The 22,744-nt window shown below is 67.9% G+C and carries 23 protein-coding genes and 4 pseudogenes; 14 read left to right on the top strand and 13 right to left on the bottom strand.

Annotated elements, in window-relative coordinates; genetic code table 11:
- Positions 1-171 precede the first annotated feature (171 nt).
- The gene (locus tag ACFQ6S_RS06850; RefSeq protein WP_383404552.1) at positions 172-519 is read left to right on the top strand and encodes a hypothetical protein; all 348 of its coding nucleotides are present in this window, start codon (positions 172-174) and stop codon (positions 517-519) included.
- A 403-nt stretch (positions 520-922) separates the two neighbouring features.
- Here the strand turns inward: ACFQ6S_RS06850 and tnpA are convergent.
- Both tnpA and ACFQ6S_RS06840 read right to left on the bottom strand, forming a co-directional pair.
- Positions 923-1,114: pseudogene (tnpA, locus tag ACFQ6S_RS06845) on the bottom strand (IS200/IS605 family transposase); the annotation flags it as partial.
- Positions 1,115-1,390: 276 nt separating this feature from the next.
- A complete protein-coding gene (locus ACFQ6S_RS06840) occupies positions 1,391-1,762 on the bottom strand; it encodes a winged helix-turn-helix transcriptional regulator (RefSeq protein ID WP_383404550.1) in 372 nt (123 codons plus the stop codon).
- A 92-nt stretch (positions 1,763-1,854) separates the two neighbouring features.
- Here ACFQ6S_RS06840 and ACFQ6S_RS06835 point away from each other — a divergent pair, with 92 nt between their 5' ends.
- Positions 1,855-2,694: an SDR family oxidoreductase gene (locus ACFQ6S_RS06835; protein WP_383404548.1), complete on the top strand. Its 840-nt coding sequence runs from the start codon at positions 1,855-1,857 to the stop codon at positions 2,692-2,694.
- A 629-nt stretch (positions 2,695-3,323) separates the two neighbouring features.
- On the opposite strand, the gene ACFQ6S_RS06830 is transcribed toward ACFQ6S_RS06835, so the two are convergent.
- The 3 genes from ACFQ6S_RS06830 to ACFQ6S_RS06820 form a co-directional block, all read right to left on the bottom strand.
- Positions 3,324-3,470 (bottom strand): hypothetical protein, encoded by a 147-nt coding sequence (locus ACFQ6S_RS06830; RefSeq protein WP_383404546.1) that lies wholly within the window; start codon positions 3,468-3,470, stop codon positions 3,324-3,326.
- Positions 3,471-3,534: 64 nt separating this feature from the next.
- On the bottom strand, positions 3,535-4,596 hold the full coding sequence (locus ACFQ6S_RS06825; protein ID WP_383404544.1) for a YihY/virulence factor BrkB family protein: 1,062 nt from the start codon (positions 4,594-4,596) through the stop codon (positions 3,535-3,537).
- A 543-nt stretch (positions 4,597-5,139) separates the two neighbouring features.
- Positions 5,140-5,814, bottom strand: coding sequence for a helix-turn-helix transcriptional regulator (locus ACFQ6S_RS06820; RefSeq protein ID WP_383404542.1), 675 nt, complete (start codon positions 5,812-5,814; stop codon positions 5,140-5,142).
- Positions 5,815-5,900: 86 nt separating this feature from the next.
- Between ACFQ6S_RS06820 and ACFQ6S_RS06815 the strand changes: the two genes are divergently transcribed.
- Positions 5,901-6,335 (top strand): hypothetical protein, encoded by a 435-nt coding sequence (locus tag ACFQ6S_RS06815; RefSeq protein ID WP_383404540.1) that lies wholly within the window; start codon positions 5,901-5,903, stop codon positions 6,333-6,335.
- 33 nt (positions 6,336-6,368) lie between these two features.
- On the opposite strand, the pseudogene ACFQ6S_RS06810 reads toward ACFQ6S_RS06815, so the two are convergent.
- Positions 6,369-7,246, bottom strand: a pseudogene (locus ACFQ6S_RS06810) (FAD-linked oxidase C-terminal domain-containing protein); the annotation flags it as partial.
- 499 nt (positions 7,247-7,745) lie between these two features.
- On the opposite strand from ACFQ6S_RS06810, the gene ACFQ6S_RS06805 reads away from it, so the two are divergent.
- The gene (locus ACFQ6S_RS06805; protein WP_383404539.1) at positions 7,746-7,970 is read left to right on the top strand and encodes a DUF6480 family protein; all 225 of its coding nucleotides are present in this window, start codon (positions 7,746-7,748) and stop codon (positions 7,968-7,970) included.
- Positions 7,971-8,415: 445 nt separating this feature from the next.
- On the opposite strand, the gene ACFQ6S_RS06800 is transcribed toward ACFQ6S_RS06805, so the two are convergent.
- Complete coding sequence (locus ACFQ6S_RS06800; RefSeq protein WP_383406459.1) at positions 8,416-9,078, bottom strand: GAF and ANTAR domain-containing protein; 663 nt, start codon at positions 9,076-9,078, stop codon at positions 8,416-8,418.
- Between the two features lie 448 nt (positions 9,079-9,526).
- On the opposite strand from ACFQ6S_RS06800, the gene ACFQ6S_RS06795 reads away from it, so the two are divergent.
- Positions 9,527-11,065 (top strand): CHAD domain-containing protein, encoded by a 1,539-nt coding sequence (locus ACFQ6S_RS06795; RefSeq protein WP_383406456.1) that lies wholly within the window; start codon positions 9,527-9,529, stop codon positions 11,063-11,065.
- A 390-nt stretch (positions 11,066-11,455) separates the two neighbouring features.
- Here the strand turns inward: ACFQ6S_RS06795 and ACFQ6S_RS06790 are convergent, their stop codons facing one another.
- Positions 11,456-12,442 carry a hypothetical protein gene (locus ACFQ6S_RS06790; RefSeq protein WP_383404537.1) on the bottom strand — a complete coding sequence of 329 codons (987 nt, stop codon included), beginning with the start codon at positions 12,440-12,442 and terminating at the stop codon, positions 11,456-11,458.
- A gap of 480 nt (positions 12,443-12,922) precedes the next feature.
- Between ACFQ6S_RS06790 and ACFQ6S_RS06785 the strand changes: the two genes are divergently transcribed.
- The 3 genes from ACFQ6S_RS06785 (at position 12,923) to ACFQ6S_RS06775 (ending at position 15,206) form a co-directional block, all read left to right on the top strand.
- Positions 12,923-13,204 (top strand): hypothetical protein, encoded by a 282-nt coding sequence (locus ACFQ6S_RS06785; RefSeq protein ID WP_383404535.1) that lies wholly within the window; start codon positions 12,923-12,925, stop codon positions 13,202-13,204.
- Between the two features lie 78 nt (positions 13,205-13,282).
- On the top strand, positions 13,283-14,272 hold the full coding sequence (locus ACFQ6S_RS06780; protein WP_383406453.1) for an ornithine cyclodeaminase family protein: 990 nt from the start codon (positions 13,283-13,285) through the stop codon (positions 14,270-14,272).
- 328 nt (positions 14,273-14,600) lie between these two features.
- Complete coding sequence (locus tag ACFQ6S_RS06775; protein ID WP_383404534.1) at positions 14,601-15,206, top strand: dihydrofolate reductase family protein; 606 nt, start codon at positions 14,601-14,603, stop codon at positions 15,204-15,206.
- 198 nt (positions 15,207-15,404) lie between these two features.
- Here the strand turns inward: ACFQ6S_RS06775 and ACFQ6S_RS06770 are convergent.
- A pseudogene (locus tag ACFQ6S_RS06770) lies at positions 15,405-15,611 on the bottom strand (IS5/IS1182 family transposase); the annotation flags it as partial.
- Positions 15,612-15,706: 95 nt separating this feature from the next.
- Between ACFQ6S_RS06770 and ACFQ6S_RS06765 the strand changes: the two are divergent.
- Positions 15,707-16,120: a cytidine deaminase family protein gene (locus ACFQ6S_RS06765; RefSeq protein ID WP_383404532.1), complete on the top strand. Its 414-nt coding sequence runs from the start codon at positions 15,707-15,709 to the stop codon at positions 16,118-16,120.
- Positions 16,121-16,727: 607 nt separating this feature from the next.
- Positions 16,728-17,648: a phosphotransferase gene (locus ACFQ6S_RS06760; RefSeq protein ID WP_383404531.1), complete on the top strand. Its 921-nt coding sequence runs from the start codon at positions 16,728-16,730 to the stop codon at positions 17,646-17,648.
- Here ACFQ6S_RS06760 and ACFQ6S_RS06755 read toward each other — a convergent pair.
- Entirely contained in the window at positions 17,602-18,288 is a 687-nt protein-coding gene (locus tag ACFQ6S_RS06755) for an SDR family oxidoreductase (protein ID WP_383404529.1), read from the bottom strand. The genes ACFQ6S_RS06760 and ACFQ6S_RS06755 overlap by 47 nt on opposite strands.
- Positions 18,285-18,938, bottom strand: a complete 654-nt coding sequence (locus ACFQ6S_RS06750; protein WP_383404527.1) for a hemerythrin domain-containing protein — start codon at positions 18,936-18,938, stop codon at positions 18,285-18,287. The genes ACFQ6S_RS06755 and ACFQ6S_RS06750 overlap by 4 nt, the downstream gene beginning before the upstream one ends.
- 110 nt (positions 18,939-19,048) lie before the next feature.
- Here ACFQ6S_RS06750 and ACFQ6S_RS06745 point away from each other — a divergent pair, with 110 nt between their 5' ends.
- The 3 genes from ACFQ6S_RS06745 (at position 19,049) to ACFQ6S_RS06735 (ending at position 21,193) form a co-directional block, all read left to right on the top strand.
- Complete coding sequence (locus ACFQ6S_RS06745) at positions 19,049-19,690, top strand: TetR family transcriptional regulator (protein WP_328665595.1); 642 nt, start codon at positions 19,049-19,051, stop codon at positions 19,688-19,690.
- A 275-nt stretch (positions 19,691-19,965) separates the two neighbouring features.
- On the top strand, positions 19,966-20,502 hold the full coding sequence (locus tag ACFQ6S_RS06740; protein WP_383404525.1) for a transposase: 537 nt from the start codon (positions 19,966-19,968) through the stop codon (positions 20,500-20,502).
- A gap of 340 nt (positions 20,503-20,842) precedes the next feature.
- Positions 20,843-21,193, top strand: coding sequence for a hypothetical protein (locus ACFQ6S_RS06735; protein WP_383404523.1), 351 nt, complete (start codon positions 20,843-20,845; stop codon positions 21,191-21,193).
- A 130-nt stretch (positions 21,194-21,323) separates the two neighbouring features.
- Here ACFQ6S_RS06735 and ACFQ6S_RS06730 read toward each other — a convergent pair whose 3' ends face one another.
- The gene (locus ACFQ6S_RS06730) at positions 21,324-21,944 is read right to left on the bottom strand and encodes an HAD family hydrolase (RefSeq protein ID WP_383404521.1); all 621 of its coding nucleotides are present in this window, start codon (positions 21,942-21,944) and stop codon (positions 21,324-21,326) included.
- Positions 21,945-22,191: 247 nt separating this feature from the next.
- On the opposite strand from ACFQ6S_RS06730, the gene ACFQ6S_RS06725 reads away from it, so the two are divergent.
- A complete protein-coding gene (locus tag ACFQ6S_RS06725) occupies positions 22,192-22,473 on the top strand; it encodes a hypothetical protein (protein WP_383406551.1) in 282 nt (93 codons plus the stop codon).
- 89 nt (positions 22,474-22,562) lie between these two features.
- On the opposite strand, the pseudogene ACFQ6S_RS06720 reads toward ACFQ6S_RS06725, so the two are convergent.
- Positions 22,563-22,736 (bottom strand): annotated as a pseudogene (locus tag ACFQ6S_RS06720) (LLM class flavin-dependent oxidoreductase); the annotation flags it as partial.
- Positions 22,737-22,744 lie beyond the last annotated feature (8 nt).

Below are 22,744 nucleotides of genomic sequence, written 5' to 3'. Positions count from 1 at the left end.
CATACGAGAAGTCCTCGTCGTCTGCCACCGTACTCTCACCTGTGTAACAACCGCGTCCGTTCGGAAGCGGCGTCACGTTGACACGGACCGGCGCCGGACGTTGACTGGCGGCACGGCGCAAGGCCATGCCGCTCCGGAGATCCGGCACGACGCAGAGGAAAGCGGCACTTGATGATGTACGACCAGACACGCGCTCAACAGCCCGCAGACCAGCCCCGCGGCGTCACGGGAAGCCGCGTCCCCGGCCCGGCACCACTGTTCCCATCGGTCGAGCGTGACAAGATCGCCCGGCGCCTCGGACGGGCCCTCAACACCTTCCCCGACAGCCCACGGCAGTCCCTGGAGGAAGCCGAAGGTGCCTTCGACGAAGCCACCGCTCTGCTCATGGCCGTCCTCGCCGAACAACGGCGTACCCTCCGCGCTGGCTGGCAGGACCACGATCCCGAAACGCAGTCCGCCGAACTCCACCTCGCGCTGAGGCAGTATCGGGAGATCACCCAACGCCTGCTCCGCCTCTGAACGACGCGGGTCGCGTCATCGAACACGGTGTCACCGATGTTCCGCGTGTGCTCCACGACCACACTGGCCCCGCTCGCCAGTCTGTGTCCGTCGTTGAGTCGCTTCGGTCGCTGATGAGGGGTGCGGAAGCCTGCTGAGCTGCACTTTTCCCGCAGCGACTCACGGGTTTCCGTGCCCGCGGCTTCAGTCGTTGCCCCCCAGCTTCCTCGCAGCGCGGTGGTGGGCCCGCCGGGGCTGGCCTGTGCACCCGCTCGCCTCTGGCGCAACTCGCCGTCGGGGAATTGCACCGACTGGACTGTCGTGAGGACGCCCATGCGCCGAGCGACCGCCCATGCCAGCATGCTGGGCGCTGGCTCAAAGCTTCTACCTACCCGCACCGTGGCACGGGTCCGCAGTTTTGTCCTCAGCTCACGGGGCGCTGCTGGTTCTCGATGTACTGCTTGACCACGGTCAGCGATGCCCTGCCGCAGCTTCCAGCGAAGTAGGAGCCGGACCAGAAGTGTCCGCCCCACAGGTGTCGGCGGACGTGCGCATCGTAGCCCTGACGAAGTCTGCGACGGCTGACGCCCTTGAGGCTGTTGACCAGCTTGGAGAGCGGACGGCGGCGGAAGGGCTCTGGCGTCGGTCCGTAGCACGCCCTCACTCCCGCGATGGCGCCCTGCACCTTGTCCTCGTCCTGCCCTCCAACCAAGCGTCCACGAGGATCTGCCTTGCGCCGGCGAGCTCGGGATCGCCGACCATGCCCAGTGGCAGGTCGGCCGCGGTGACCTTGGCGGCATACGCGGTGCGCTGTCCTTGACCTCGAGGTCAAGAAGGGGGCTCAGGCCGCAAGTTCACGCGGGACGCGCCTTCGTGGCCGATCACGACCGCACTATCCCGCGCTGCCCGGCGCCAGCCGCTGGGTGATCCGGTCGAACAAGTCCGTCAGCGGCTCGCCGACGTCCTGGCCGAACTCCGTGAGTCCGTACGTGACTTGGGGCGGAGTCGTCGGCTCGACCTCCCGCCAGACCAGGCCGTCCTGGACCAACCCGCGCAGGGTCTGAGCGAGCATCTTCTCGCTGATGCCCTGGATGCTGTCGCGCAGCTCGTAGAAGCGAAGGTCGTTGCTCCGCAAGGAGATCAGCACCCAGATGCCCCATCTGCTGGTCACGTGGTCGACCACGTCACGGGCGGGGCAGTCGGTGTGAAACACCTCATACCGATGACCCGCCTCGGCTTGTGTCAGCTGCGCGCCTTCCCTCATGTTAGGAGCTTACCTCTGGGTGTGTTCTTACGAAAAGTAAGCCCGACTCCTAGCGTCAATTGCCGCAGTACACAACGGACTAGGAGCTGAACATGATCGTGGTGATCGGGGCTACCGGGAATGTGGGCCGGCCTTTGACGCAGGCCCTGACCGACGCGGGCGAGCAGGTGACTGCGGTGTCGCGGCACGCGGTGGCGGTACCGGACGGGGTCCGCCATGTGGCGGCCGACTTGGCCGAGCCGACGGGCCTCACACCTGCGTTGGACGGGGCGAAGGCGCTGTTCCTCCTGCTGTCCGGCGACCTGCACGCCCCCGAAGCCAGGCCGACGGACATCATCGACCTGGCCGCGGCCAGTGGGGTCCGCCGGGTCGTCCTGCTGTCTTCGCAGGGCGTGGCGACCAGGCCGCTCGGCCCGTCGCGGGTCGCGATGCGCGCGGTGGAGGACGCGTTGCGGCAGTCCGGCCTGGACTGGGCCGTCCTGCGGCCGGGCGGGTTCGCCTCCAACGCCTTGGCCTGGGCGGAGTCTGTCCGCACGCATGGGACGGTCCCCGCACCCTTTGGCGACGTCGGGGTGCCGGTCATCGACCCGGCGGACATCGCCGAGGTCGCGGCGGCCTGCCTGCTGGAGGACCGGCACGCCGGCGGGGTGTACGAGCTGACCGGGCCGGAGGTGATCACGCCGCGTCAGCAGGCGGAGTCCATCGCCACCGCGCTCGGCTCGTCGCTGCGGTTCCACGAACTCACTCGCGACGAGGCCAAGGCCGCGATGACCCAGTTCGTCCCGGCCGAACTCGCCGACGACACCCTGGACATCATCGCCGCTCCGAACCTGGCCGAACTGCGGATCAGCCCGGACGTGGAACGAGTCCTCGGCCGCGCCCCGCGCCCCTTCAACGACTGGGTCGCCCGCAACATCGCTGCATTCCGCTGAGACACACAACTCAACTGATGCGCCCCGGCAGCCTCGTGGGGTAGTAACAAGGCGGGCTCCTTGCGGGGTTGCCGGTCGGCGAGCAGGTCCGAGCCGTTGCATTAGGAGACAGAGCAGCCGAAGGAGGCCTTGCAGCGGCGGTTGGTCATTGATGTGGCCCGGCCCGCGGTGTGCTGTTGGCGACTTGGTCCTGCGCTGAGGAAGAGGCGTGAGAGAACCTGGTCCGGGTGTCGGTCGACAACCGCGCTGTACGACGTCGCGGAGGCCGGAGCGGCGACTACACAGCTGGCGCCGATGCCAGTGCACTGCCGGCTCATCGTCAAGGCCACCTTGGGCGGCAGTGACGGTATGACGCGCGCGCCGAGCCGGAGGCGCGTAGGGCGCACGGCTTCGGGTAGAGGTACCGGGCTGGCGGGGGCGGCGCAGCGCCTGGGGAGGTCCGGCGCCGCCTCTCGCCCGCCGGTCGGCGTGACGGCGATGAGATGGACGTTGCTCAGGCGGCGGCCGGCACGGCCAAGGTGATCGGTGCTCGCGCGGCGTCGTCCGACTGCCCCACCTTTTCGGTCCGTTGGGTGCGTGTGCACGCGGACGGAAGTCCGTTCGGCCGCTCAACCGGCCGAGGGCGGCCATCACCCTGCGGCCGCCCAGCACAGCTTGGTGTGCTCGGCCGCTTCCTCCACCGCGGGCGCGAGCTGCCGCACCCAGCCCGGTCCCGACGCGATCGCCCGCCTCGCCAGCCGCCGATCCCGGTCGCGCAGGCCCGCCATCACTCCCATAACCAGCCGACTCCCGTCGATCCCCGCTCACTCCGATACCGCGGCAGAGGGTGATCCACCGCCGCTAGGATTCGAGGCGACGACGGTCCTCCTCGTCCCACTTGCGGGTGTCGCGAGGCTGGACGTACGGCTCGTCGTCGGCCGGGTGGCCGCCTGCGACAGCCCGCTGGCGGACCAACTCGGCATCGAACTCCAGGCCCAGCAGCACCGCCAGGTTGGTGATCCACAGCCACACCAGGAAAATGATCACGCCGGCGAGGGCGCCGTAGGTCTTGTTGTACGAGGCGAAGTTCGCCACATACAGCGCGAACCCGGCGGAGGCGATCATCCAGATCAGCAACGCCAGGAAACTGCCTGGAGTGATCCAGCGGAAGCCGCGGACCTTCGCGTTCGGCGTCGCCCAGTACAGGACCGCGATCATGATCGTGACCAGGACCACCAGCACCGGCCACTTCGCGATCGACCACACCGTCAGCGCGGTGTCGCCGACTCCGAGCGTCGTGCCCACCTGCCGTGCGAGCGCGCCGGTGAACACGACGATCAGCGCGCTGATCACGGCCATGACCATCAGTACCACGGTCACGCCGACCCGCACCGGGAGCACCTTCCACACCGGACGGCCCTCAGGGAGGTCGTACACCGCGTTGGCGCTGCGGATGAACGCGGCGACATAGCCAGATGCCGACCACACCGCCAGCACCAGACCCACGATCGCCATGAGCGAGCCCAACCCGGCGTTGCCCTGCATCTGCTGCACCGCGCTGCGCAGGATGTCCTGCGCCGCGCCAGGGGCAAGCTTCTCGATGTTGTCCAACACCGCCTGCGTCGCCGACTGCCCGACGATGCCCAGCAGGGACACGAGTGCCAGCAGCGCCGGGAACAGCGCCAGAATCCCGTAGTAAGTCAGCGCCGCCGCCCGATCGGCCAGCTCATCCTTCTTGAACTCTTTCAGGGTGCCTTTCAGCACCATTCCCCAGGAGCGCTTCGGCAGATCCGTCGGACTGTCCGGCGCCCGCCGCTCCACCTGCTCATCCGGCCCTACGCCCGGCGCCTGCGCGGTCTCGGCCTCACGACCGGCCGCGGCATCCCCGCCGTGCCTTCCATGCTGTTTCAATGTCCGCACCATGGCATGCGGGTATCCGGCTTAAATTCGCTTATACGTGTATTCCGGCAGGAATCGAGTTACTCGACGGGACGATCACGATCCGCAGCGACGACATTACGGACTGCTTTGTGGTGGTCGCCCGCAGCGGGGTTTGCCGTTGGCGTGGCGTGAGTGATGTGAGCGACGGCGAGGAACAGCGTGGTCACTACCCAGCTGACCAGCTCCTTAGGGTGGACACATCCCGCGGGGGAGTGGCGCTGGCGCGGTGACCGTTCACGGGTCAGAGTGATCAGAGGCAGGCGTCGGGCTGGTGCCCGCCCTGGCATGCCAGACCGATGGGGCCGATTGCGGGTGGTCATGTTGGCGCGGTGCCGCGCCGCTTAACCGGCCTGAGGCCTCCCACCCAATGCCATGAATCGCTCCCGCACCGTCCAAGCCGGCTGGTCCAAAGCCGGGCCGCTTTGAGCAAACTGGACGCAGCCGCCGCAGGAACATCAATCCGATTCAGCTGCCGGCTGGTGCCGACGCTGCGATCGGTCAGGTTGCCCGATTTGCTGTTCGGGGTCAGGAAGCCGGCTCCAGGATGACGCAGCAGCGGCCGGGGGCAGGCGCGAGGCGTGCTTCTAGGGACGTGTCCGCTGAGGCGGTGGCACCGCGCAGCAGGTGAAGGTTCATCGAGCACACTGTCTCGGTGTGCTCGCGCGCCAGCGCGTGGAAGGGACAGTTCCCGAGGACCACGGTCTGGCCTTCGTGGCGGGGCTCGAAGCCGTACCGCTCCAGTAGGTCGATGAATCCGGAGGGTGCCTGCCTGCCCAGGCGCTCGCCCAGGGCTGTCGCCTTGCGGTGCAGAACCGTGCGCACCGGTTCGCCCGTGGCGTCGGACTCCTCCACTGCCTGGGCAAGCAGTTGCCCGGCCAGCTCGTAGCGGCGGTCGGGCAAGCTCACGCCGACCTCCCGGCTCGAGCGTCGATACAGCTTGGCGGGCCGCCCGGCACCCGGGCCTGTGCGCCCGCTGCGCCGCTCATAGATGACGTCCAGTAGTCCCTCGTCCGCGAGTCGGTCCAGGTGGAAAGCGGCTGTCTGGCGTGCCAGCCCCAGGGCCTGTGCGGCCTCATCCCGACTCACGGGCCCCACACTGCGGGCCAGGTGTTCGTACAGGCGGCGGCGTGTCGGCTCCTCCAGTGCGGCGATGGCGGATAGGTCGTCGCGGGGTGCGTCTTTCGAGTGATCCACGAACACCAGTGTAAAACCAACTCCTATTGACTAAAGAGCGAGGGATGCGCTTCTATCGACAAGAAGGGTTGTTCATAGAAGGAGGGCACGTCATGTCGTCCGCACCAACCACCGCCACCCCGGTCAGCGCGAGGCAGGCCATCGCCACCGACCCCGGCTACCAGGCTTTCTGGATCCTGCGAGTGGGGTTCGCCGTCGCGCCGGTGCTGTTCGGGCTGGACAAGTTCACCAACCTGCTGGTCGACTGGCCGGGCTACCTCGCCCCGTGGATCAATGACATCGCCCCCGGCGGTGCGCAGGGCTTCATGTATGCCGTCGGCGTGATCGAGATCGTCGCCGGCCTGGCTGTCGCAGTGGCACCGCGCTTCGGGGGCTGGCTGGTGGCCGGCTGGCTCGCGGGAATCATCGTCAATCTGCTGACGATCCCCGGCTACTACGACATCGCGTTGCGCGACTTCGGGCTCTTGCTCGGGGCGGTCGCGCTGGCACGGCTCGCCCAGCGCTATCACGGTGCCGGACTGCGCTGATGAGGGGCGGTCAAAGGACCGCCGGAATCGCTGGAGGGCGTCGCGGACCTCGGTCGAGCGCCAGCCGCCGGTGACCGCCGAGTCGCGATGCCCGTCGAGCATCTCGACCAGCAGCCGAGCGCGCCCCCGCGTGGAGTGCTCCTCCTCGCCCGTGGCCCGGTAGGAGGGCACATCACGCCGCCCCGCTGGGTACGGCAGTTGCCGGTGCCGACGCAGCGCAGCACCGCGCGGGTGAAGGAGTGCTCGTCCTGGGGATAGCCGAAGTGGGATTCCGAGGTCGTCGGGCGCCACGCGGGGCCCAGGCGCAGCTGACCGTCGACCGGGTTCGGGTAGACGACCTTGCCGGCGTTCATCAGGTCGCCGGGATCGAACAGCGACTTGAGCTCCCCGAAGGCGGTCACGAGCCGTTCGCCGAACAAAAGGGTCAGCAGCTCGCCCCTGGCCTGGCCGTCGCCGTATTCGCCGGACAGCGAGCCGCTGTAGCAGGCCACGAGGTCGGCGGCCCGCTTCAGGTAGCGACGGAAATCCGCCACGCCGTCGGCCGTGGTCAGCCCGAAGGGATGCGGGTGTGCACACGCCCCTGCCCGAAGTGCCCGTACAGGGACGGGCGGCGGACGCGCCCATACTCCGAGCCCGGCCTCCCGGGCCTTGAGCATGCGCTGCTCGCGTTCGCGGTCGCCGGAGAAGGCGACCGAGGCTTCCTTCTTGGTGCGGCCGACGGCCGCCAGCAGCGCATGCGCCTGCTCGTCGACCTCCGCCCGGCCGTCCCCGTGGAACTGAAGGAGCAGCCAGCTGTCGCCCTCCGGAAGCGCGCCGAGGGAGTCGAGATGGGCGTGTTCCTCGCGCATCAGCTGGGCCATCCGCCCGTCCAGAGACTCCAGTTGGGAGGAGGAGTGCTCCAGCAGATGCGGTTTCCGACTTCGTCCGGCTCACCCAGGGGTCAGCCTGATCTGGGCCGACTCAGCCTGCGGCGGGGAGCTGCCACCTGGGTCGCGCCTTCCCGCTGGCAGATAATGGGGCTACTCCTGCATGAGATCCGGCCTAGTGGTGGAACGGTCTACCGGATACTCCGCGGAGCGGCCGGTAACTCGGATTGTGCTTCCCGTGTCGTGCGGAGGAGAGCGCCGCTCGACGACAAGATGACCCTCGGTCTCCGCCTGCCACCACCTGCCTGTCGGGGGCGTCGAGACCCTGGATCGGGCAGGATGGTGAGTTGGACACGCCGGAAACGGATACCGGAAACGGATATGGGTCAGTGCGCCGACCACAGAGCCATCCAGCGGAGGCTGGAAGTTGGCTCGACCGGCTGTGTCCGAGCGCCCACCGCCTCACGGCGCGCGCGACAAGCTCGGCAATCCCAGGGTTCTCCGGCCCTGGCCGGCCGGGCAGGAGGGCCGAGAGGAGCAAGATATGACGAGCCCGCATGCGGAGCCGAGAAGAGCCCTGGGGCTTGAACCGGGCGGGGTACCCCCTGGTGAAACGCCTCCCGCTGAGGGCAGTACGACCACCGGTATCTCCTACCCGGAGCCCGAGCTGCGCAAGGGGTGGGGGCCTATGCCGCTCACCCTGATCCTGCTGGTGGTGGCGCTGATCGCGGCCGGGCTGATGGCGATGGCGGTGGACTTGATGATCTAGATCCTCTGGCCGCCGCTGCTCACGTTCGGCGTCGGCAGGATCGCATCCTGACCAGCAGCTTGATCGGCCGGACAGGTCCCAGGTGGTGGAGCCGCGCAGAGCGCCTCTGGGTGGCGCGGTTGTGCCCGTGTCCAGCCGCTTATAACGCGGCGCCTGCGGGAGAGTGCGATCAGGGCTGTCCCTGTGGCCAACGCCAGACCGGCGGTGCCGGACATTATCCCGATGGAGCCGGAGCCGACGGAGCGCCGCTGCGGACCGCGGCCTCGAAAGCCTGACACGCCTCCCAAAGGATGCACATGGGCGTTCGGCCCGGCCGTGCAGGTGTGGGAGTGGTGGGGGAGGGGACTTGGTGTGCAGGCTGGGTGCAGGAGCGTTCCCCTGGGGACTGGCTCGGCTCAGGCTTCTCTGGTTCAGCCAACGTGCCGGGGGAGCCGTTCACCCGTGGTCATGACAGGCTGCCCTGTTCGCAGACCTGTCGGGCGACCTCGCGGAGTTTGATGTTGTTCTCCTGGGAGTAGCGGCGCAGCACGTCGAATGCCTGCTGTTCGGTGAGGTGGTGGCCGCCCATGAGGATGCCCAGGGCTTCGCCGATGAGGTGGCGGGTGGCGACGGCCTGTTCCATCTGGGCGTGGGTGCGGGCGCTGGAGAACGCGACCGCGGCGTGGGAGGCCAGCAGCCAACCGGCCAGTTCACTGTTCTCGGTGAACGCGCCGGGTTTGTGGGAGTAGAGATTGAGGGCACCGAGGTCTTCGTCGTCGGTGAAGAGAAGGAAGCCCATCATGCTGCCCACACCAAGGGCATGGGCCTGCGGAGCGTAGGCGGGCCAGCGCTGGTGCTCGGCGGTGAGGTCGGCGATGCGGAAGACCCGCTCACCCAGCGAGGTACGGGCGGCATCGAAGCACGGTCCTTCGCCCAGGCGGTGTTGCAGCTGGTCGCTGTTGATGACCAGCTGGTGCGTGGGAGCGAGCGTTTCTACCGTGCTGTTGTGCAGTACGAGGATGCCAGCCTCGTCGCAGCCTTCCACCAGCTCGGTGGCCGAAGCGGTGATCCGCTCCAATGTGGCACCGACGGAATCCTGCGCCAGAAGATCCCGCGCCATTGACGCCATCTGCTGCGCGAACCGACCCCAGTCCACTTCGTCCTCCGCTACTCGTCCCGCCTGGACAAGCCATATACCCAGCTTTCCACGTGAGCCGCGCAGAGACATCGGCGAGCCGTTCATGCCATTGGCCACGCCCCCGCGCCGGTCCGGCCGGGACCGGCGACCCTGAGTGCCGACCCGCGGAATACGGCCTGCAAGAGGTTCTTTGACGGGTGTCTCCCGTGACCGGTGAGCCGTCCAACGGCGAGATTCGACGTGCAGGAGAAGAGCATCGCGTCGGGAGACCAGGAAAAGGACGCCGACCTGCAGCTCCGGCCCCAGTGAACTATTTCGCGTTGTCGACGGACGACACACCGAGAAGCAGTCGCCGCGCGACCCGCTCAGCCGGCTTGCTCACCGCAATGATGTTGCCCCACCAGCGTTTGAACTGCGCTGCTGAGTGCACGCGCCCGGTATGACCCATTCGAAGCGAGAGACAGAGCGCAAGTACGCAGCGCCGTCGGCCGATGACACCTCGTGGCTGCCGGACCTCACCAGTGTGGACGGCATCACGTCGGTCGTGGGAAAGGGCCTCGACGAACTGGACGCCGTGTACTTCGACACGGACGACCTGCGCCTGGCCGACGCCTCTGCAACGCTCCGCCGAAGGACGGGCGGGGCCGATGCGGGCTGGCATCTGAAACTGCCCACGTCCGGGGACAGCCGGGAGGAGGTGTGGGCCCCGCTGTCCGACACGGTCCCGGACACCCTGCGTGACCTGGCCCTTTCCCGCACTCGAGGGACGGAACCGAGGCCAGTAGTCCATATCTGGACTACCCGCAGCACGCAGCACCTCGTCGATTCCGAAGGCTCGATCCTCGCAGAACTGAGTCTCGACAGGGTCCGCGCCGAGTCCCTGCTCGCCACGACCACACGGGCCTCATGGACCGAGATGGAGATCGAGCTCGCCGAGGACGCCGATCCCTTCGTGCTTGACGCCGTCGACAAGACGCTGCGCAAGAACGGCATTGACCGCGCCGAGCATTCATCCAAGCTGGACCGGGCACTGGAAGAAACAGGAACGGGGGCGCTGCACCTGCCGGACAGGCGTGCCGAGATCGTCGTACCCGGCTCAGCCGCCGACGAGGTCCTCAGGTACATGGACGAGCAGGTGCAAACCCTGGTGAACATCGATCCCGCGGTACGCCGCGGCCGGCCCGACTCCGTGCACAGGATGCGCGTCACCTGTCGGCGGCTGCGCAGCACGCTGCGTTCCTACCGGGCGGTGCTGGACCGTGCGGTCACCGATCCGATTCGTGCGGAGCTCAAGTGGCTGGGCGGGGAACTGGGTGCGGAGCGCGACCAAGAGGTCCTTGTGGAACGGCTCGGCACGGGCATCGGGGCCTCGCCCCGTGAGCTGGTGCTTGGGCCCGTCGATGCCCGGTTGCAGGTGTGGAACGTCGCCCGCGCCTCGGAGGCGCGGAAGCGCAGCCTCGACGCCCTGCACTCACCCCGCTACCTGGCCCTGCTGGGTTCGTTGGCCGCGCTCACGGAACAGCCCCCGCTGCTTCGAAAGGCCGCTCGCAAGCCGGAGAAGGTGATGGTCAAGGCAATTCTCAAGGAGTACGCCCGGCTGGCCGGCCGAGTAGCACACGCGCTGGAGCTTTCCCCGGGGACGAAACGGGACGCGGCCCTCCACCAGGCTCGGAAGGCGGCCAAGAAGACGCGGTACGCCACCGAGCCGGCGCACACCTCGCTCGGGAAACCCGCCAGGCGACTCGGCAAGCGCGTCAAAGCCCTGCAGAGGATGCTCGGCGACCATCAGGACAGCGTCGTTGCGCGCGACGCCCTGCGGAACCTGGCCCTGGCGGCACACGCGGCGGGAGAGCCCGGCTTCACCTGGGGCATGTTGTACGGCCAGGAGCAAGCCGTGGCAGAAAGGTGTGAACGGGAATTGCCGACCACATGGGTCGAGGCATCGAAGCCCAGGCTACGCAAGGCGCTCGTTCACTGAGAGGCCATGCGCTTCGGTGGCCCTATCGCGGAATCGGTGTCGGATGCCGGTATGCCGGGATGCTGGGTCGGGCTAGGAGACGGCCGCCATCGACCGCAGAATTCGAGCCTCGACATCAGCGGAAAGCTTGCGCGCAATGACGGGCTCAAGTGCGCCGACCTCACTGCCAGCCCGAGCCCTCGCTGGCCGCTCTGGCGGCCGCCAGGGTTTGAACCTGCCGCCGGTTCCGTTCGAGTAGCCGAATGCCGATTCCGATCCTGGCGTAGCGCTAGCGGTTGGCACTCCGTGACCGTTCCCCAAGATCTGTGCCAGAACCGAGAGTTGAAGTAGCTGCGGGTGCCCAGAGAGCGTCGAGGTGCTGCCGGGGAAGGCCTCTCTGCACGGCCAAGGTCACGGGTGACGGTCCACCCGCTGCGCGGATTCCTCGGCGCTGTCGGCCCCGTTCAATCGCCTACGGTCGCCGCGAACGAGTGACTGCGTCATCCCGGCCCCCGTCAGTACGGCCGTGACGTGCAGCGCGACGGCGATGGCGACGTTCTCCGGGTAGCTGACATCGCTCGGGTGTGTCAGCGCCACGTACACCGTGGCCGGCAGTCTCCAGCCGCTCCACGCGAACATTGAGCCCGATCCCAGCCAGGCCAGCGCAAGCAGGAGCAGATATGGCAGCCGGGTGATGCGGCGCCGGTGGTCGATAGCCAGTACGGCGCCGGACGCGGCGAGGGCCCAGCACGCGCTGACCCCGACGAGCACGTGCCAGCTGACGGTCCGCTCATCGAAGTGCGCGATGCCAAGGCTGCCGCCGGCCGCCCAGTAGAGCCAGGCCAGGCCGGTCACGCCGCCGGTCACGGCGGGCCACAGTGGTCCTGAGGAGGTGCGGGTGCGGGGTTGCTGCGGCCGACGCAGCGCATGGGGCCAGCGCCGCCGCAGGTAGGCGGGAAGCGCGATGGCCAGCGCGATGCCGGTGCCCACGAAGCTGCACTGGAGCAGCGCCGCTTCCCAGCCCGGCATCGCCGCGTCGCCCCCCGAGCCTCCCGAAGTCCCCGTCGCGGAGTTCACCAGCGCGCTGACGACCACGAACGGCAGGATCGACACCAGGAACCCCGACCCGACCCAGGCGACGAACCCCACCAGCCAGCCTGGCATCCGCATCCCCCACGGCCGTACCAGCGCCAGCCCCAGCATGATCCCGGCCGAAGCCATACCGATCGTGACGGTGTTGAGCACCAGCCATCCGCCCAGGCTGAACCCCCGCCCGACCGGCAGCAGCCCCAGTAACGAACCGACCACCCACGACACCTTGATCACCAGATACGGCACGAGGGCTGCCGCAGCCCCATACGCCGCCGCACGCCCGACCCGGTCCCAACGCTCCACCACGACTCCCTCCGCTGGAGATCCTCATCGTCCGGCGCCCGAACACCCCTCCGCATCACCCCCCAGAGGCACCCCGCTCCGCCGCTGGTCTGACTCGACTTCCGCCCTACGGACCACCCCAAATGCGCACCACGGCATTGCGGCCCGAGCCGCGCGTCGGCACCGGAGACCTCAAAGTCATCGGAGTTGACGCAGGCTTGGTTGATCGTCACGGTGTGGACGGTTGTGAACTCGTGTTAGCGGTTGGTGGTTTTGTGTGGAGGGCCCTGGTCGCTTGGTGTGCCGGTAGTTACTGTCACGGGTGTGAGTACGGGTGTTGCATCGGCGGTCGCTATCGCGGCGGGTTCGGTGGTATTGGTGTGTGCGATCGGCCGAATTATCTGCTACTACATGGGCTCTTACGCGAACAGCCCGCTTTGAGGGTTCAAATTCGACTATTTGCGTCTCGAGGGCCCGGGGCCAGGGCGGACCGCATTGCTGGCTGTGACCTGGCTGGGCCTTATCAATCTGCATGCGTACGCGTGGTTCTGGCCGACCGGCGTCGACCGGCAGGAGGCCAGTGTGGTGCTCAGCCTCGTGATGTGCGGCGTCGGCGTGCTGTTCATGGTGACCTACATGAACGTGGGGCTGCCAAATTCCATATCTCCTGCGATGGCAGGGCCGTCGGCTGTGACTTTCAGGGTGCCGATCCAACGACACGGCACCGTCTGTGCGGGTCCTGCTGGATTGGATGAACGTGCTCGAGGGGTCGGCGTGTCGCAGTAGCGGAAGGGATGTTGTAAGGGCGACGCTTCGACCAGCCGAGTGTCGCTGGGCGCGACGGCTCTGAGGAGGCTTTGTCGGATGCTTGTGCTCGGGCGCTCGCAGGTTGAGGCACTCATCGATATGGACGTGCTGATCGACGCCTTGGCCCCGGCTATGGCGGACTTGAGCGCGGGCAGTGCCTCGGCACCGGAGCGGATCGCGGCACTGGTGCCCGAACGGGAAGGCTTCCTCGCCGCGATGCCGGGCTATGTGCCTTCGACGGATGTGCTCATGACCAAGCTGGTCTCGCTCTTCCCACACAACGCCGGGACACCATTGCCGACCCATCAGGCGGTCATCGTCGTATTCGATTCGACTACCGGCATGCCTGCCGCGCTGCTCGACGGTACGGCCATCACGGCAGCGCGTACCGGGGCCTGTTCGGCTCTGTCGGCGCGGCTGCTGGCGCGCGAGGACGCGACGGTGCTGGCGGTTCTGGGCACCGGAGTGCAGGCCCGGTCCCACGTCCACGCGATGTGCCGGGTCCGCCCCATCCGCGAGGTCCGGATCGCCGGCCGGGTTCCGGCGAAGGCGGCTGATCTCGCCGCGGAGCTGTCGAGCGTCGTGGACGCCGAGGTGCGGGCGGTGTCCACCTACGCCGAGGCGCTGGACGGTGCGCACATCGCCGCGGCGGCCACTCACGCGGTCGAACCGGTGGTGCGTCGTACCTGGCTGACTCCCGGGGTGCACGTCACCTCGGTGGGCTACAACCCGGCCGGCCGTGAGATCGACGACACCACGATCGCCGATGCACTGCTGTGCGTGGAATCTCGGCAAGCCGCGTTGGCTCCCTTCCCGGCAGGCAGCAACGACCTGCTGATGCCCATCCGGGACGGCGTCATCACGGCCGAGCACGTGCACGCCGAACTGGGCGAACTCGTCTCGGGCCGCAGACCGGGCCGAACCTCGCCCGACCAGATCACTTTGTACAAGTCGGTTGGCGTGGCCGTGCAGGACGCTGTCGCCGCCCAATTGGTCGTCGCCGCCGCCCGCGGGAAGTCGGTCGGCGAGGACGTCCGACTGGCGTGATGCCGGCGTTTGGCCCGGTCATCATGAGCGGAGGAGATCGTGAGACGGACTCGTGGGAGCCCGCGCGGCTGAGCACACTGGCTCGTAGGCCGCCATTGCTCTTCGTCTGCGGACGAGCCTTCTGATCCGGGGCACGCCATTTCGCGCGCACCGCACTCGGCGCCGTCAGAACCCATCTTTGAACCGGCCCCCCGGGCCCTCCGAAGCAGTGCCGCTCCGCCGACCTGATCGGCTGAAGAATGGGTTTTCTCGTTATTTCACAGCGCGGCCGATGAGTTTGTGGCTCCCGGCCGGTCCAAGCTCATGACACCTAGGAAAGGACACCGCCATGTCGGAGCTTCTCGTCGACTTCATCACTTCCCTCGATGGCTACGCATCGGGAGAGGGCTGGCCCGGGTTCTGGGGCCTCGAGGGCCCGGAGTACCTCGCATGGCTCGGCGAGCAGCCGGAGGCCACCTACCTGATGGGAGCGAACACCTACCGCCTGATGTCGGGCTTCGCCGCAGGCGAGGTCCCGGATGGCCAAGACGAGTTCAGGCCCGAAGAAGAGGCGTCCGTCGACGAGCTCACGCAAGCGTCCAAGGTGGTGTTCTCCTCCTCACTCAAGGAGCCACTGACGTGGGCCAACTCCACGCTCGTCCGCGACGACGCCGTCGAGGCGGTCCGTGCCATGAAGTCGAATGGCTCGGGGCTCCTCAGCACGATCGGCAGCCTCAGCCTGTGCCGGTCCCTGCTACGAGCCGGACTCGTCGACCGCTTCCGGGTCGTGATGTTCCCGGTGATCACCGGGGCCACGGGCGAGGAACGCATCTACGACGGCTATCCGGACGTTGCCCTCGAGATGATCGAGCACCGCACTTTCGACGGCCGCATCCAGCTGGTCGAGTACAAGCCCCGAGTGCTCGAGCACCCGCCGCTCGGCGTCCCTGCGTGACGTCGCCCCGTCCGCCGGTCTGGACGGCCGCCAGGCCGGCGCCGGCGGGCGCGGAGTTGAGGGAGACAGGGTTCCTCTCGCACTCGGAGGCGGTCGCGGCCCGACACGGTCACGTCTGTCATCAGGTGTTACTCCGTTTCGAAGATCCACCGTTGACCGTGCAGACCCGGCAACTCAGGATGCTGCGACGGCTGGCACGGGCCGGGGAGTGGCCGAGGTCGGGCGAACGCTGCCGCGGGTCAGCGGACGGGTCATGAGAGTGATCGCGGCGAGCTTGAGCATCGCTTCGGAGTGCTCGGGCACTCTCGGTCTGCTCACAGTCTTGATCGTCAGGTGGAGGAAGGATTTCGCCCTGTCGACGAGCGTGCCCGCGTAGGCGAGGTCGGCCCAGACGACGGTGACTTCGCGCACTGCAGGGGCCGGCGCGCACCGCCGATATTCGCTTGCACGCCATCGTCACTCGGGTCAACGTCGCCTGACACCCGACGAAGGCAGAGAAGATGACCACGCAGCCCCACCCCGTCGACCACGAACTCATCCAGGCCGCGGCGCACGTCGCGCGCACTCGCTGCCGCGGCGACAACCACACCATGGCGGCCGCGGCCCGGGCCCGGGACGGCCGGATCGTCACGGCGGTGAACGTCTACCACTTCACTGGAGGACCCTGCGCCGAACTGGTCCTCATCGGCGCGGCAGCCGCCCAAGGCGCATACGAGTTGGAGACGATCGTCGCCGTGGGCGACCGCGACCGTGGCGTTGTCCCTCCGTGCGGCCGCTGCCGTCAGGTCCTTCTCGACTACTTCCCCGCTCTCAAGGTCATCGTCGGTGCAGACGACCGCATCCGAACCGTCCTCATCACCGACTTGCTCCCGGCAAGCTACGTCTGGGCCGACCACCAGCTCGACGCCGAGTAGCCGCGCCCCGCAGCACGAGCTGGCACCGCCGGCCGACAACCCGTCAGGCACGCCCAGTCTCGTGGGCGAATCAGCGGTGGAGGCGGCACCAGGGTTCGTGACTGGTTGCCTCAGACACGCTTTCCAAATGTTCGTCCGGGGGTTCAGGGGTGCGCGGGAGCGTTCTGACCTGGGTGCAGCTGGGGCGGACGGGCTTGTGAACAGTGCGGTACGCCGGTAATGCACCCAGGACTGCAACCACGGACCAGTGTGGTCTGGCTGCTCGACACGCCCGTGACGGAGTTGCAGGCCGAGCCGTGGCCACCTTCGCGGAGCCACATCCGGGTGCACGGGTGACCAAGGGTCTCGGATGTGGGTGAGGTGCGTGATCCTCGTGTCCGGGTGTGCTGTCCCACGTATCGTCTTCCGCGTGACTGATGCGTCCGTGGCCGAGCGGACCGACATCCCCGACGGCATCCTCGCCGAGCTGACCAGAGCCTTCTCTTATGCGGGTCACAGACGTGTCGCTTGATCGGCTGAACCGTAACCTCGGCGTGCTGGCTGCGCTCGCCAGCGTGTCCCGGCCGTTGCTCCGGTTGCCACCTCTGCCGGTTCGCTGGTCGCGGAGGTGGGTGGCCGCCTCTGGTGCCTGTTCCCGTGGGCGACGGGGGCTCACGTCCGGGGTATTGACCTCGGCCTGTCCCAGGCGGCCTCGCTGGGCGCTCACCTGGGCCGTTTGCACGTAAGCCTGGGCCGGGCCTGTGGTCGAGGCTTGCTGCCCGGCGTACCCGATGCGGTCATGGCGGAGGTCACGTCGCCGAAGCAGGCTGTAGAGAAGTCCCACCGGCTATCCGCCGCAGTGGCGGACAAGGGGGCGGCAGCGCCTTCGGTGCGGCGGCCGCCACAGCTCTTGATCAACGTCGGGCACCGATCACCGAGCACGCCGGCCGCCGCCCCCAGCAGGCGACCCCTGAAGATGCACGGGTGGACGCACGGTGACGTCCAGTACCGGAACCTGCTGCGGGAGGGCGAGGAACTCGCCGCCGTCCTGGACTGGGACCGCGTCGGCGTCCGCCGGTACGCCGACGAGGTCGCCCGTACCGCGCAGGTGCAGTTCGGGGTGGACGGCGTGTTCGACCTGGCTCGGGTCTCGGCGTTCGGCGGCGGGTATCGGTCCGTGATGTCGCTGGAAGACACCGCGCTCGCGGATGGTGTCCGCAGACTCTGGTGGAAGCGGATGACGGACTTCTGGCAGCTGGAGTTTCACTACGACCGCAGTGACTTCTCCTGCGATGAGCTGTTCACGGCGGATGAGGCGCTGCTGCACTGGTGGAGGACGGAGCGGCTCGATCAGGTCGAGGACGCGTTCGCCGCCGGATGGATCCCGAGGAATTCGAGATCCGGCAGGCGCGGCCGGGTGATGCTCGCCGCGCGCTGCCGGGCATGCTCTCCCAAGGCGTCATCCGCGGTGCGGATGGCGTCCGCCCACGCGGAACTGTGGGTCAGGTGGCCAGCAAGCCGCCGTCGATGTACAGGTCGTGGGCGTTGATGCCGGTGTTGCGGAGCAGGAAATCGGTGGCGTCGGCGATCTCGGCCATCGTCACCAGTCGTCCGATCGGTGTCTGGGCCGAGTGCGGTGGGTTGGGAACGTCGCGCCATTTGGGGCTGTCGCCGATCAGGCCCGGATGCAGGGCGTTGACGCGGTGCGGAGCCATCTCCACCGCGAGGGTCTTCACCAGGCCGGTGATTCCGGCGTTGAAGGTGGTGACGACGGTCGAGCCTGGATACGGGCGTTCTTTGGCGAGCCCGCCGAAAAGAACGACGGAAGCGCCTGGGCTCAACCGGTCGCGCAGCACACGGACGGTCTCGGCGTAGCCGACGAGCTTCATGGTCACGGCCGTCACGGCATCAGTGATGTTGAACTGCGCCAGCGTGTTCGCGGCCTGCCCGACCGCGGTGATGACAAGATTGTCGACCTCGGCCACGTCGGCCAACGAGGCGCCGATCGTTTCGGGTTGGGCAAGGTCGAGGGCCAGCCCCCGGACGCCGACGCCGATCCCGGCGGCAATGGTCTCGGCCCGTGCCTTGTCCCTGCTGGTGATGATGACGTCGTCACCGCGGTCTGCGAAGTACTGGGCGATCACTCCGCCCAGGCCGCCGCTGCCGCCGACGATGAGTGTGCTGGTCACGCGATGATCGTCCTTACGTTGTCGGTTGTGTGAAGGCTGTTCAGGGTGGCTTTGGCCTGCTCACGCATGGCCGGCACGAGGGGAAGAACGGCTTCCGGCAGGTTCGCTGTGACCACCGCGAGCTCGGCGGGAGTGCCCACCTGTTCGAAGAAACCAAGGTTGAGGTGGGCCCCTACGGGCGGGGCCGAGGCGATCACCGCGCGGGAGAACTCGGTCCAGGCTTCATCTGACATGTGCGCTGCCAACGCGGGAAACAGCACCGGTTCCTCGTGCTCAAGGTGCTGGTGCACCAAGTCGCGCACACTGGCTGCCGCGGCGGCCAACGCTGCCCGGTCCGCATCGTCCTGCACGGGAGCGACGGCGAGCGCGTCCAATGCCGCGTCCAGCGCATCGTGTTCTGTGCTGAGTTCGCTCAGCACGGCGCCGGCCACCGGGTCGGCGGCGATCAACTGCGGCCAGAGCACATCGTCTTCGCTCTCGTGGTGATGCCGCAGCGCCGCCACCACGAAGTCGCGCAGTTCGGCCAGTGCGGCCGACGGGGCGTTGTCGCGCTGTGCGGCGTCGGCCAGCAGGGACGTCGCGGCCCGGTGCATCTTGTGCAGTAGCCGCGTCTCGACGATCCCCGCGGACTCCGGCGGATTCGTGTTCACAACAGCCTCCAATCTCAATGGCCCTTAATATCCAGTTGGATATTAAGGGTACCAGCGGTCAGTGGGGGCTCCGGTGGCCGGCACTACAGTGATCAGATGAAGGAGTCGCCATGAACGGTCAGGAAGCGTCCGAGAAGCCGCTGCGCACACGCCGACGGGACCCGGAGGGACACCGAGCAGCCATTCTGGAGGCGGCCCGTCACACCTTCGCCGAGCGTGGTTACGCCCGCACGACCCTCCGCGAAATCGCGCGTCGAGCCGGTGTCACCCACGGTCTGATCACGCGTCAGTTCCAGTCCAAAGAGCGGCTCTTCCTCGCGGCCGTGCCCGGTAACAGCGACCTGGAACGGGTAGTTGCCGGAGACCCGGCGACACTGCCCGACCGGATCGCCCACGCCTTCGTCCAGCGGATGGAGACCGACGCCGTCAACGACCCACTCGTCGCCCTCGTGCGCAGTGCCGCGTCCGACGAGCGTGCAGCCGCTCACCTCCTGGTCGCGATGCAGGAGCACAGTGCCGCTGCGTACCGGTCCGTGCTCTCCCCCAACGCACCGGCAGCGCTCGGCGATGACTTGGACACCCGTGTAGCACTCGTGGGGTCACACATGATCGGAGTGGTCTTCAGCCGGTACATCGCACGAACCGAGCCACTTGCCTCGATGCCGCCCGAGCAGCTCACCGAACATCTCACCCGGATACTGCGGCACATCCTCTTCGATGATGCCCCCGCACCTCGGAATCCGCCCCAGTGAACAGGGGCTTCGTCCACGCGGAGGTCCGTCGGGGACTACGAGGACATCGCAGCCGATCAAGACAGGAACGACAGACGAGTCGGACCATACGCCGAGACAGTTTCGAAGCCCGGGATCAACCAGACGCGCGACCGCACCTCTGAATCCCCTCTGAACCACGAACGCAAAGCGAAACGGCCGCCACCGTGATCACGATGACGACCGTTTCGTCGCTGCTCTGAAGCACCTAACGTCGGTGCTCCCCTCCAAGGCTTGGGGGCTGATCACCGCCGATTGTGGCTGGTGACGATCCTGCTGGTTCATTCGGTCACACGGCGAGGGAGGCCGAGGCTGGCGAGGTGGCTGACGCGGGTGCGGTTGAGCGTGTGGCCGTTCCATCAGGCATCGACGTCCTACGAGCCGTCAGCCCCGCTGGGCGCGGAATAAGCCAGCAGGATCGCTGGTGCCCCCCCCCAAAAAAAAGGGGATCTGCAGCGGGACAAGCCAGGCGGAGTCACAGACGAGCCCGCCGACCACGGGCTCGGACGCTCACGCGGTGGACTGACCGCGAAGGGCACCTCGCCGTCGAGCACGGACAGAAGCCGCTGTCCTTCCTGGCCACCGCCGGTCAGCGGCACGGCGGCCCCCAGGTCCAGCTCGTCCTGGAGCGCATTCCAGTGCCCCGCACGGGCGTCGGCAGGCCGCGCTGCCGACCGATCCGGGTGCGGGCCGACAGAGCCTACGGGTCCCGAACCAACCGCGGCTACCTGCGCAAACGTGGGATCCGCTGCACGATTCCGGAGAAGTCCGACCAGATCCGCAACCGCAAGTAACTGGGGCAGCCGCGGTCGCCGTTCGCCAAAGTTCGACGAGGCCGACTACCGCGAGCGCCACGCGGTCGAGTGCGGAATCAACCGCCTTGGGCGCCACCGGGCCGTGGCCACGAGATACGACAAGCTCGCCGTCCGCTATGAGGCCACCGTCACGATCGCCGTCATCAACGAGTGGCTCTGATCTTGCTCGCCGGGCTCGGGCAGAGAGAAACCCGGTATCGCTGCAGGAAGTCAGGCATTTAGCCTAGGGCGCATGCATCAGCCTCGAAGGCGCGACCGGCGCCTGGCTCGCCGCGCGCCGTCGGAGCCGGTCCAGCGCCGGGCGTTCCGACTCCCGGCCGTGGGCGCTGATGTGGTCCTGGTTGGCTACTTCTCTGCGAAGCAGAAGGACTTCGAAACGGTCATGGCGTCGGCAGCCGCAGAACTGGCAGCGCACGGCGCTCGGGTCGTCGCGCAGACTGTGCAACGGCGAGGCGTCTCGGACGGCGGGGTCCAGAAGATGGGTCTGCCCTACTCCTCACGGACTCTGCTGACTTACGGGAAAGTCCGCGAAGTGGCTCAGGCATGTGACCAGGCCGACGCTGACGCAGTGATCTTCGTTGCCTCCTTGACCGAGCGCCAGCAGCGCACGCTGACAGACATGCTCGGCCGCCCAGCTGTGAGTCTCTCCGACATCTTCGCTGCCGACTGAGAGCTCACTCGAAGCGGGCTTTTGAATCACGCCTTCGCCCGTCGACATCCAACCGAGTCCTTTGACAGCGAACCTAGGCGTATCGCTCTGTTCGCCAGCTCCGTTCAGAACAGAGGCAGGGCAGCGTTGCTCATCGGATTGGCAGCCACGCGTCGACGACGGCTGCGAGTTCGTCCTGGCCTTTGAAGACGTGCCCGTTCATGCCGACAGCTTGTGCCGCACGGACGTTCTCCTCGCGGTCGTCGATGAAGAGGAAGTCAGCGGGAGCGGCGTGCAGGGCGATGATGCAGTGCTGGAAGGCGGCCGGGTCGGGCTTGGCCGCGTGGATCTTTCCGGAGAAGGCGACGTGGTCGAGGTGGTCCAGCCAGGGCTGGGCGGTGCGGAAGGCGTCCGCGTGATCTGCGGGGATGTTGGACAGCAGGGCGACCTGGGCGCGGTCTCGCAAGGTCTGCACGTAGGTGACCATGCGGTCGTCGACGCGGGACCAGCTGTCGATGTCGGTGAGCCGTAGCTCTTCGATCGTGTCGGCGTCGGCGGGGCGGGACAGCGCGTGCAGTACGTCTGTCCAATACCGGAATGCGGTGTGCCGGCCGGCGTCGTAAGGCGGGCGGTAGGCCCAATAGGCCGTGTTGAAGGCGTCGAGGGAGGCGTGGCAGCGGGCGGCCATCTTCTCCAGGGCGCCTGGGCGTTGGTGGCGGGCGATGACCCCGAAGAGGTCGCAGAGCACGACGCGGCGGCGGTCGGTGGACATGAGGGTCGGTTCCCTTCGGGTCTCGGGGCGTTCGGTTCAGTGCTGGTGGAGCAGGGCGGCGAGTGAGTCGAGTGAGGCCAGGGCGTCGGGGCCCGCCGGGGCGAGAACGACGCTGGTCGCGCCGGCTGCATGGCGGGCGTTGATCGCCGCGCGGGCCTGGGCGGGGTGCCGGCGATGCTCAGCTGACGGACCCAGGCGGCGGGGATGGTCTGGGCGAAGTGCCGGGCGTCGGGGCAGGCGGCGCGGTGTGCGCGCAGTTCAGTGGCTGTGCGCGCAGTTCAGTGGCGAAGGGCAGGGGGTCGATGTGTTCTGCCCAGTCCGGCTCGCCGATCGCCTCCAGGCCGGTGCGGACGCGGGCGAGGGCGGCTTCCTGATGGTCGTCGACGGCGGCGGCGTCGTAGGTGACGATCTGCGGAGGGTTCGCGGAGGCGGCGGGGCCAAGGTGGTGCAAGGCGGCGGTGATGGTGGCGGGTGCGGCGGGCTCGGCCAGGAGGAGTCCGTCAGCGACCTCGCCTGCGGCTTCCTGTGATCTGGGGCCGCGGACGCCCAGGACGACCGGGGGGACGCTGTCCGGGGTCTCGTTGAGGGTGACGCCTTCGCAGCGTACGTAGCGGCCGTTCGTGGGGCCGGCTCGACGGCGAGGAGCAGGCGCAGCGCTCTCGTGTACTCCTTGATCAGCGTCAGGGGGCCGGCGGGCCAGGATCCGACCTGGCGCGTCCACTCGGGCATGCCGTGGCCGATTCCGGCGATGAGCCGGCCGGGGTGGAGCTGGGCGAGGGTGGCCAGTTCCATCGCGGCGA

This window comes from Streptomyces sp. NPDC056479 (assembly GCF_042795335.1).
GTDB lineage: Bacteria > Actinomycetota > Actinomycetes > Streptomycetales > Streptomycetaceae > Streptomyces.
Note: the sequence above shows the minus strand (reverse complement) of the source record. Positions and strands in the feature narration are given on the sequence as shown.

What these genes read in the sequence shown, in the direction of transcription:
- ACFQ6S_RS06830 (WP_383404546.1), bottom strand. Translation starts at nt 3,470, where the DNA reads ATGGGAGTGATGGCGGGCCTGCGCGACCGGGATCGGCGGCTGGCGAGG.
- ACFQ6S_RS06825 (WP_383404544.1), bottom strand. Translation starts at nt 4,596, where the DNA reads ATGGTGCGGACATTGAAACAGCATGGAAGGCACGGCGGGGATGCCGCG.
- ACFQ6S_RS06840 (WP_383404550.1), bottom strand. Translation starts at nt 1,762, where the DNA reads ATGAGGGAAGGCGCGCAGCTGACACAAGCCGAGGCGGGTCATCGGTAT.
- ACFQ6S_RS06815 (WP_383404540.1), top strand. Translation starts at nt 5,901, where the DNA reads ATGTCGTCCGCACCAACCACCGCCACCCCGGTCAGCGCGAGGCAGGCC.
- ACFQ6S_RS06745 (WP_328665595.1), top strand. Translation starts at nt 19,049, where the DNA reads ATGAACGGTCAGGAAGCGTCCGAGAAGCCGCTGCGCACACGCCGACGG.
- ACFQ6S_RS06835 (WP_383404548.1), top strand. Translation starts at nt 1,855, where the DNA reads ATGATCGTGGTGATCGGGGCTACCGGGAATGTGGGCCGGCCTTTGACG.
- ACFQ6S_RS06730 (WP_383404521.1), bottom strand. Translation starts at nt 21,944, where the DNA reads ATGTCCACCGACCGCCGCCGCGTCGTGCTCTGCGACCTCTTCGGGGTC.
- ACFQ6S_RS06850 (WP_383404552.1), top strand. Translation starts at nt 172, where the DNA reads ATGATGTACGACCAGACACGCGCTCAACAGCCCGCAGACCAGCCCCGC.
- ACFQ6S_RS06795 (WP_383406456.1), top strand. Translation starts at nt 9,527, where the DNA reads ATGACCCATTCGAAGCGAGAGACAGAGCGCAAGTACGCAGCGCCGTCG.
- ACFQ6S_RS06780 (WP_383406453.1), top strand. Translation starts at nt 13,283, where the DNA reads ATGCTTGTGCTCGGGCGCTCGCAGGTTGAGGCACTCATCGATATGGAC.
- ACFQ6S_RS06805 (WP_383404539.1), top strand. Translation starts at nt 7,746, where the DNA reads ATGACGAGCCCGCATGCGGAGCCGAGAAGAGCCCTGGGGCTTGAACCG.
- ACFQ6S_RS06775 (WP_383404534.1), top strand. Translation starts at nt 14,601, where the DNA reads ATGTCGGAGCTTCTCGTCGACTTCATCACTTCCCTCGATGGCTACGCA.
- ACFQ6S_RS06800 (WP_383406459.1), bottom strand. Translation starts at nt 9,078, where the DNA reads ATGGCGTCAATGGCGCGGGATCTTCTGGCGCAGGATTCCGTCGGTGCC.
- ACFQ6S_RS06765 (WP_383404532.1), top strand. Translation starts at nt 15,707, where the DNA reads ATGACCACGCAGCCCCACCCCGTCGACCACGAACTCATCCAGGCCGCG.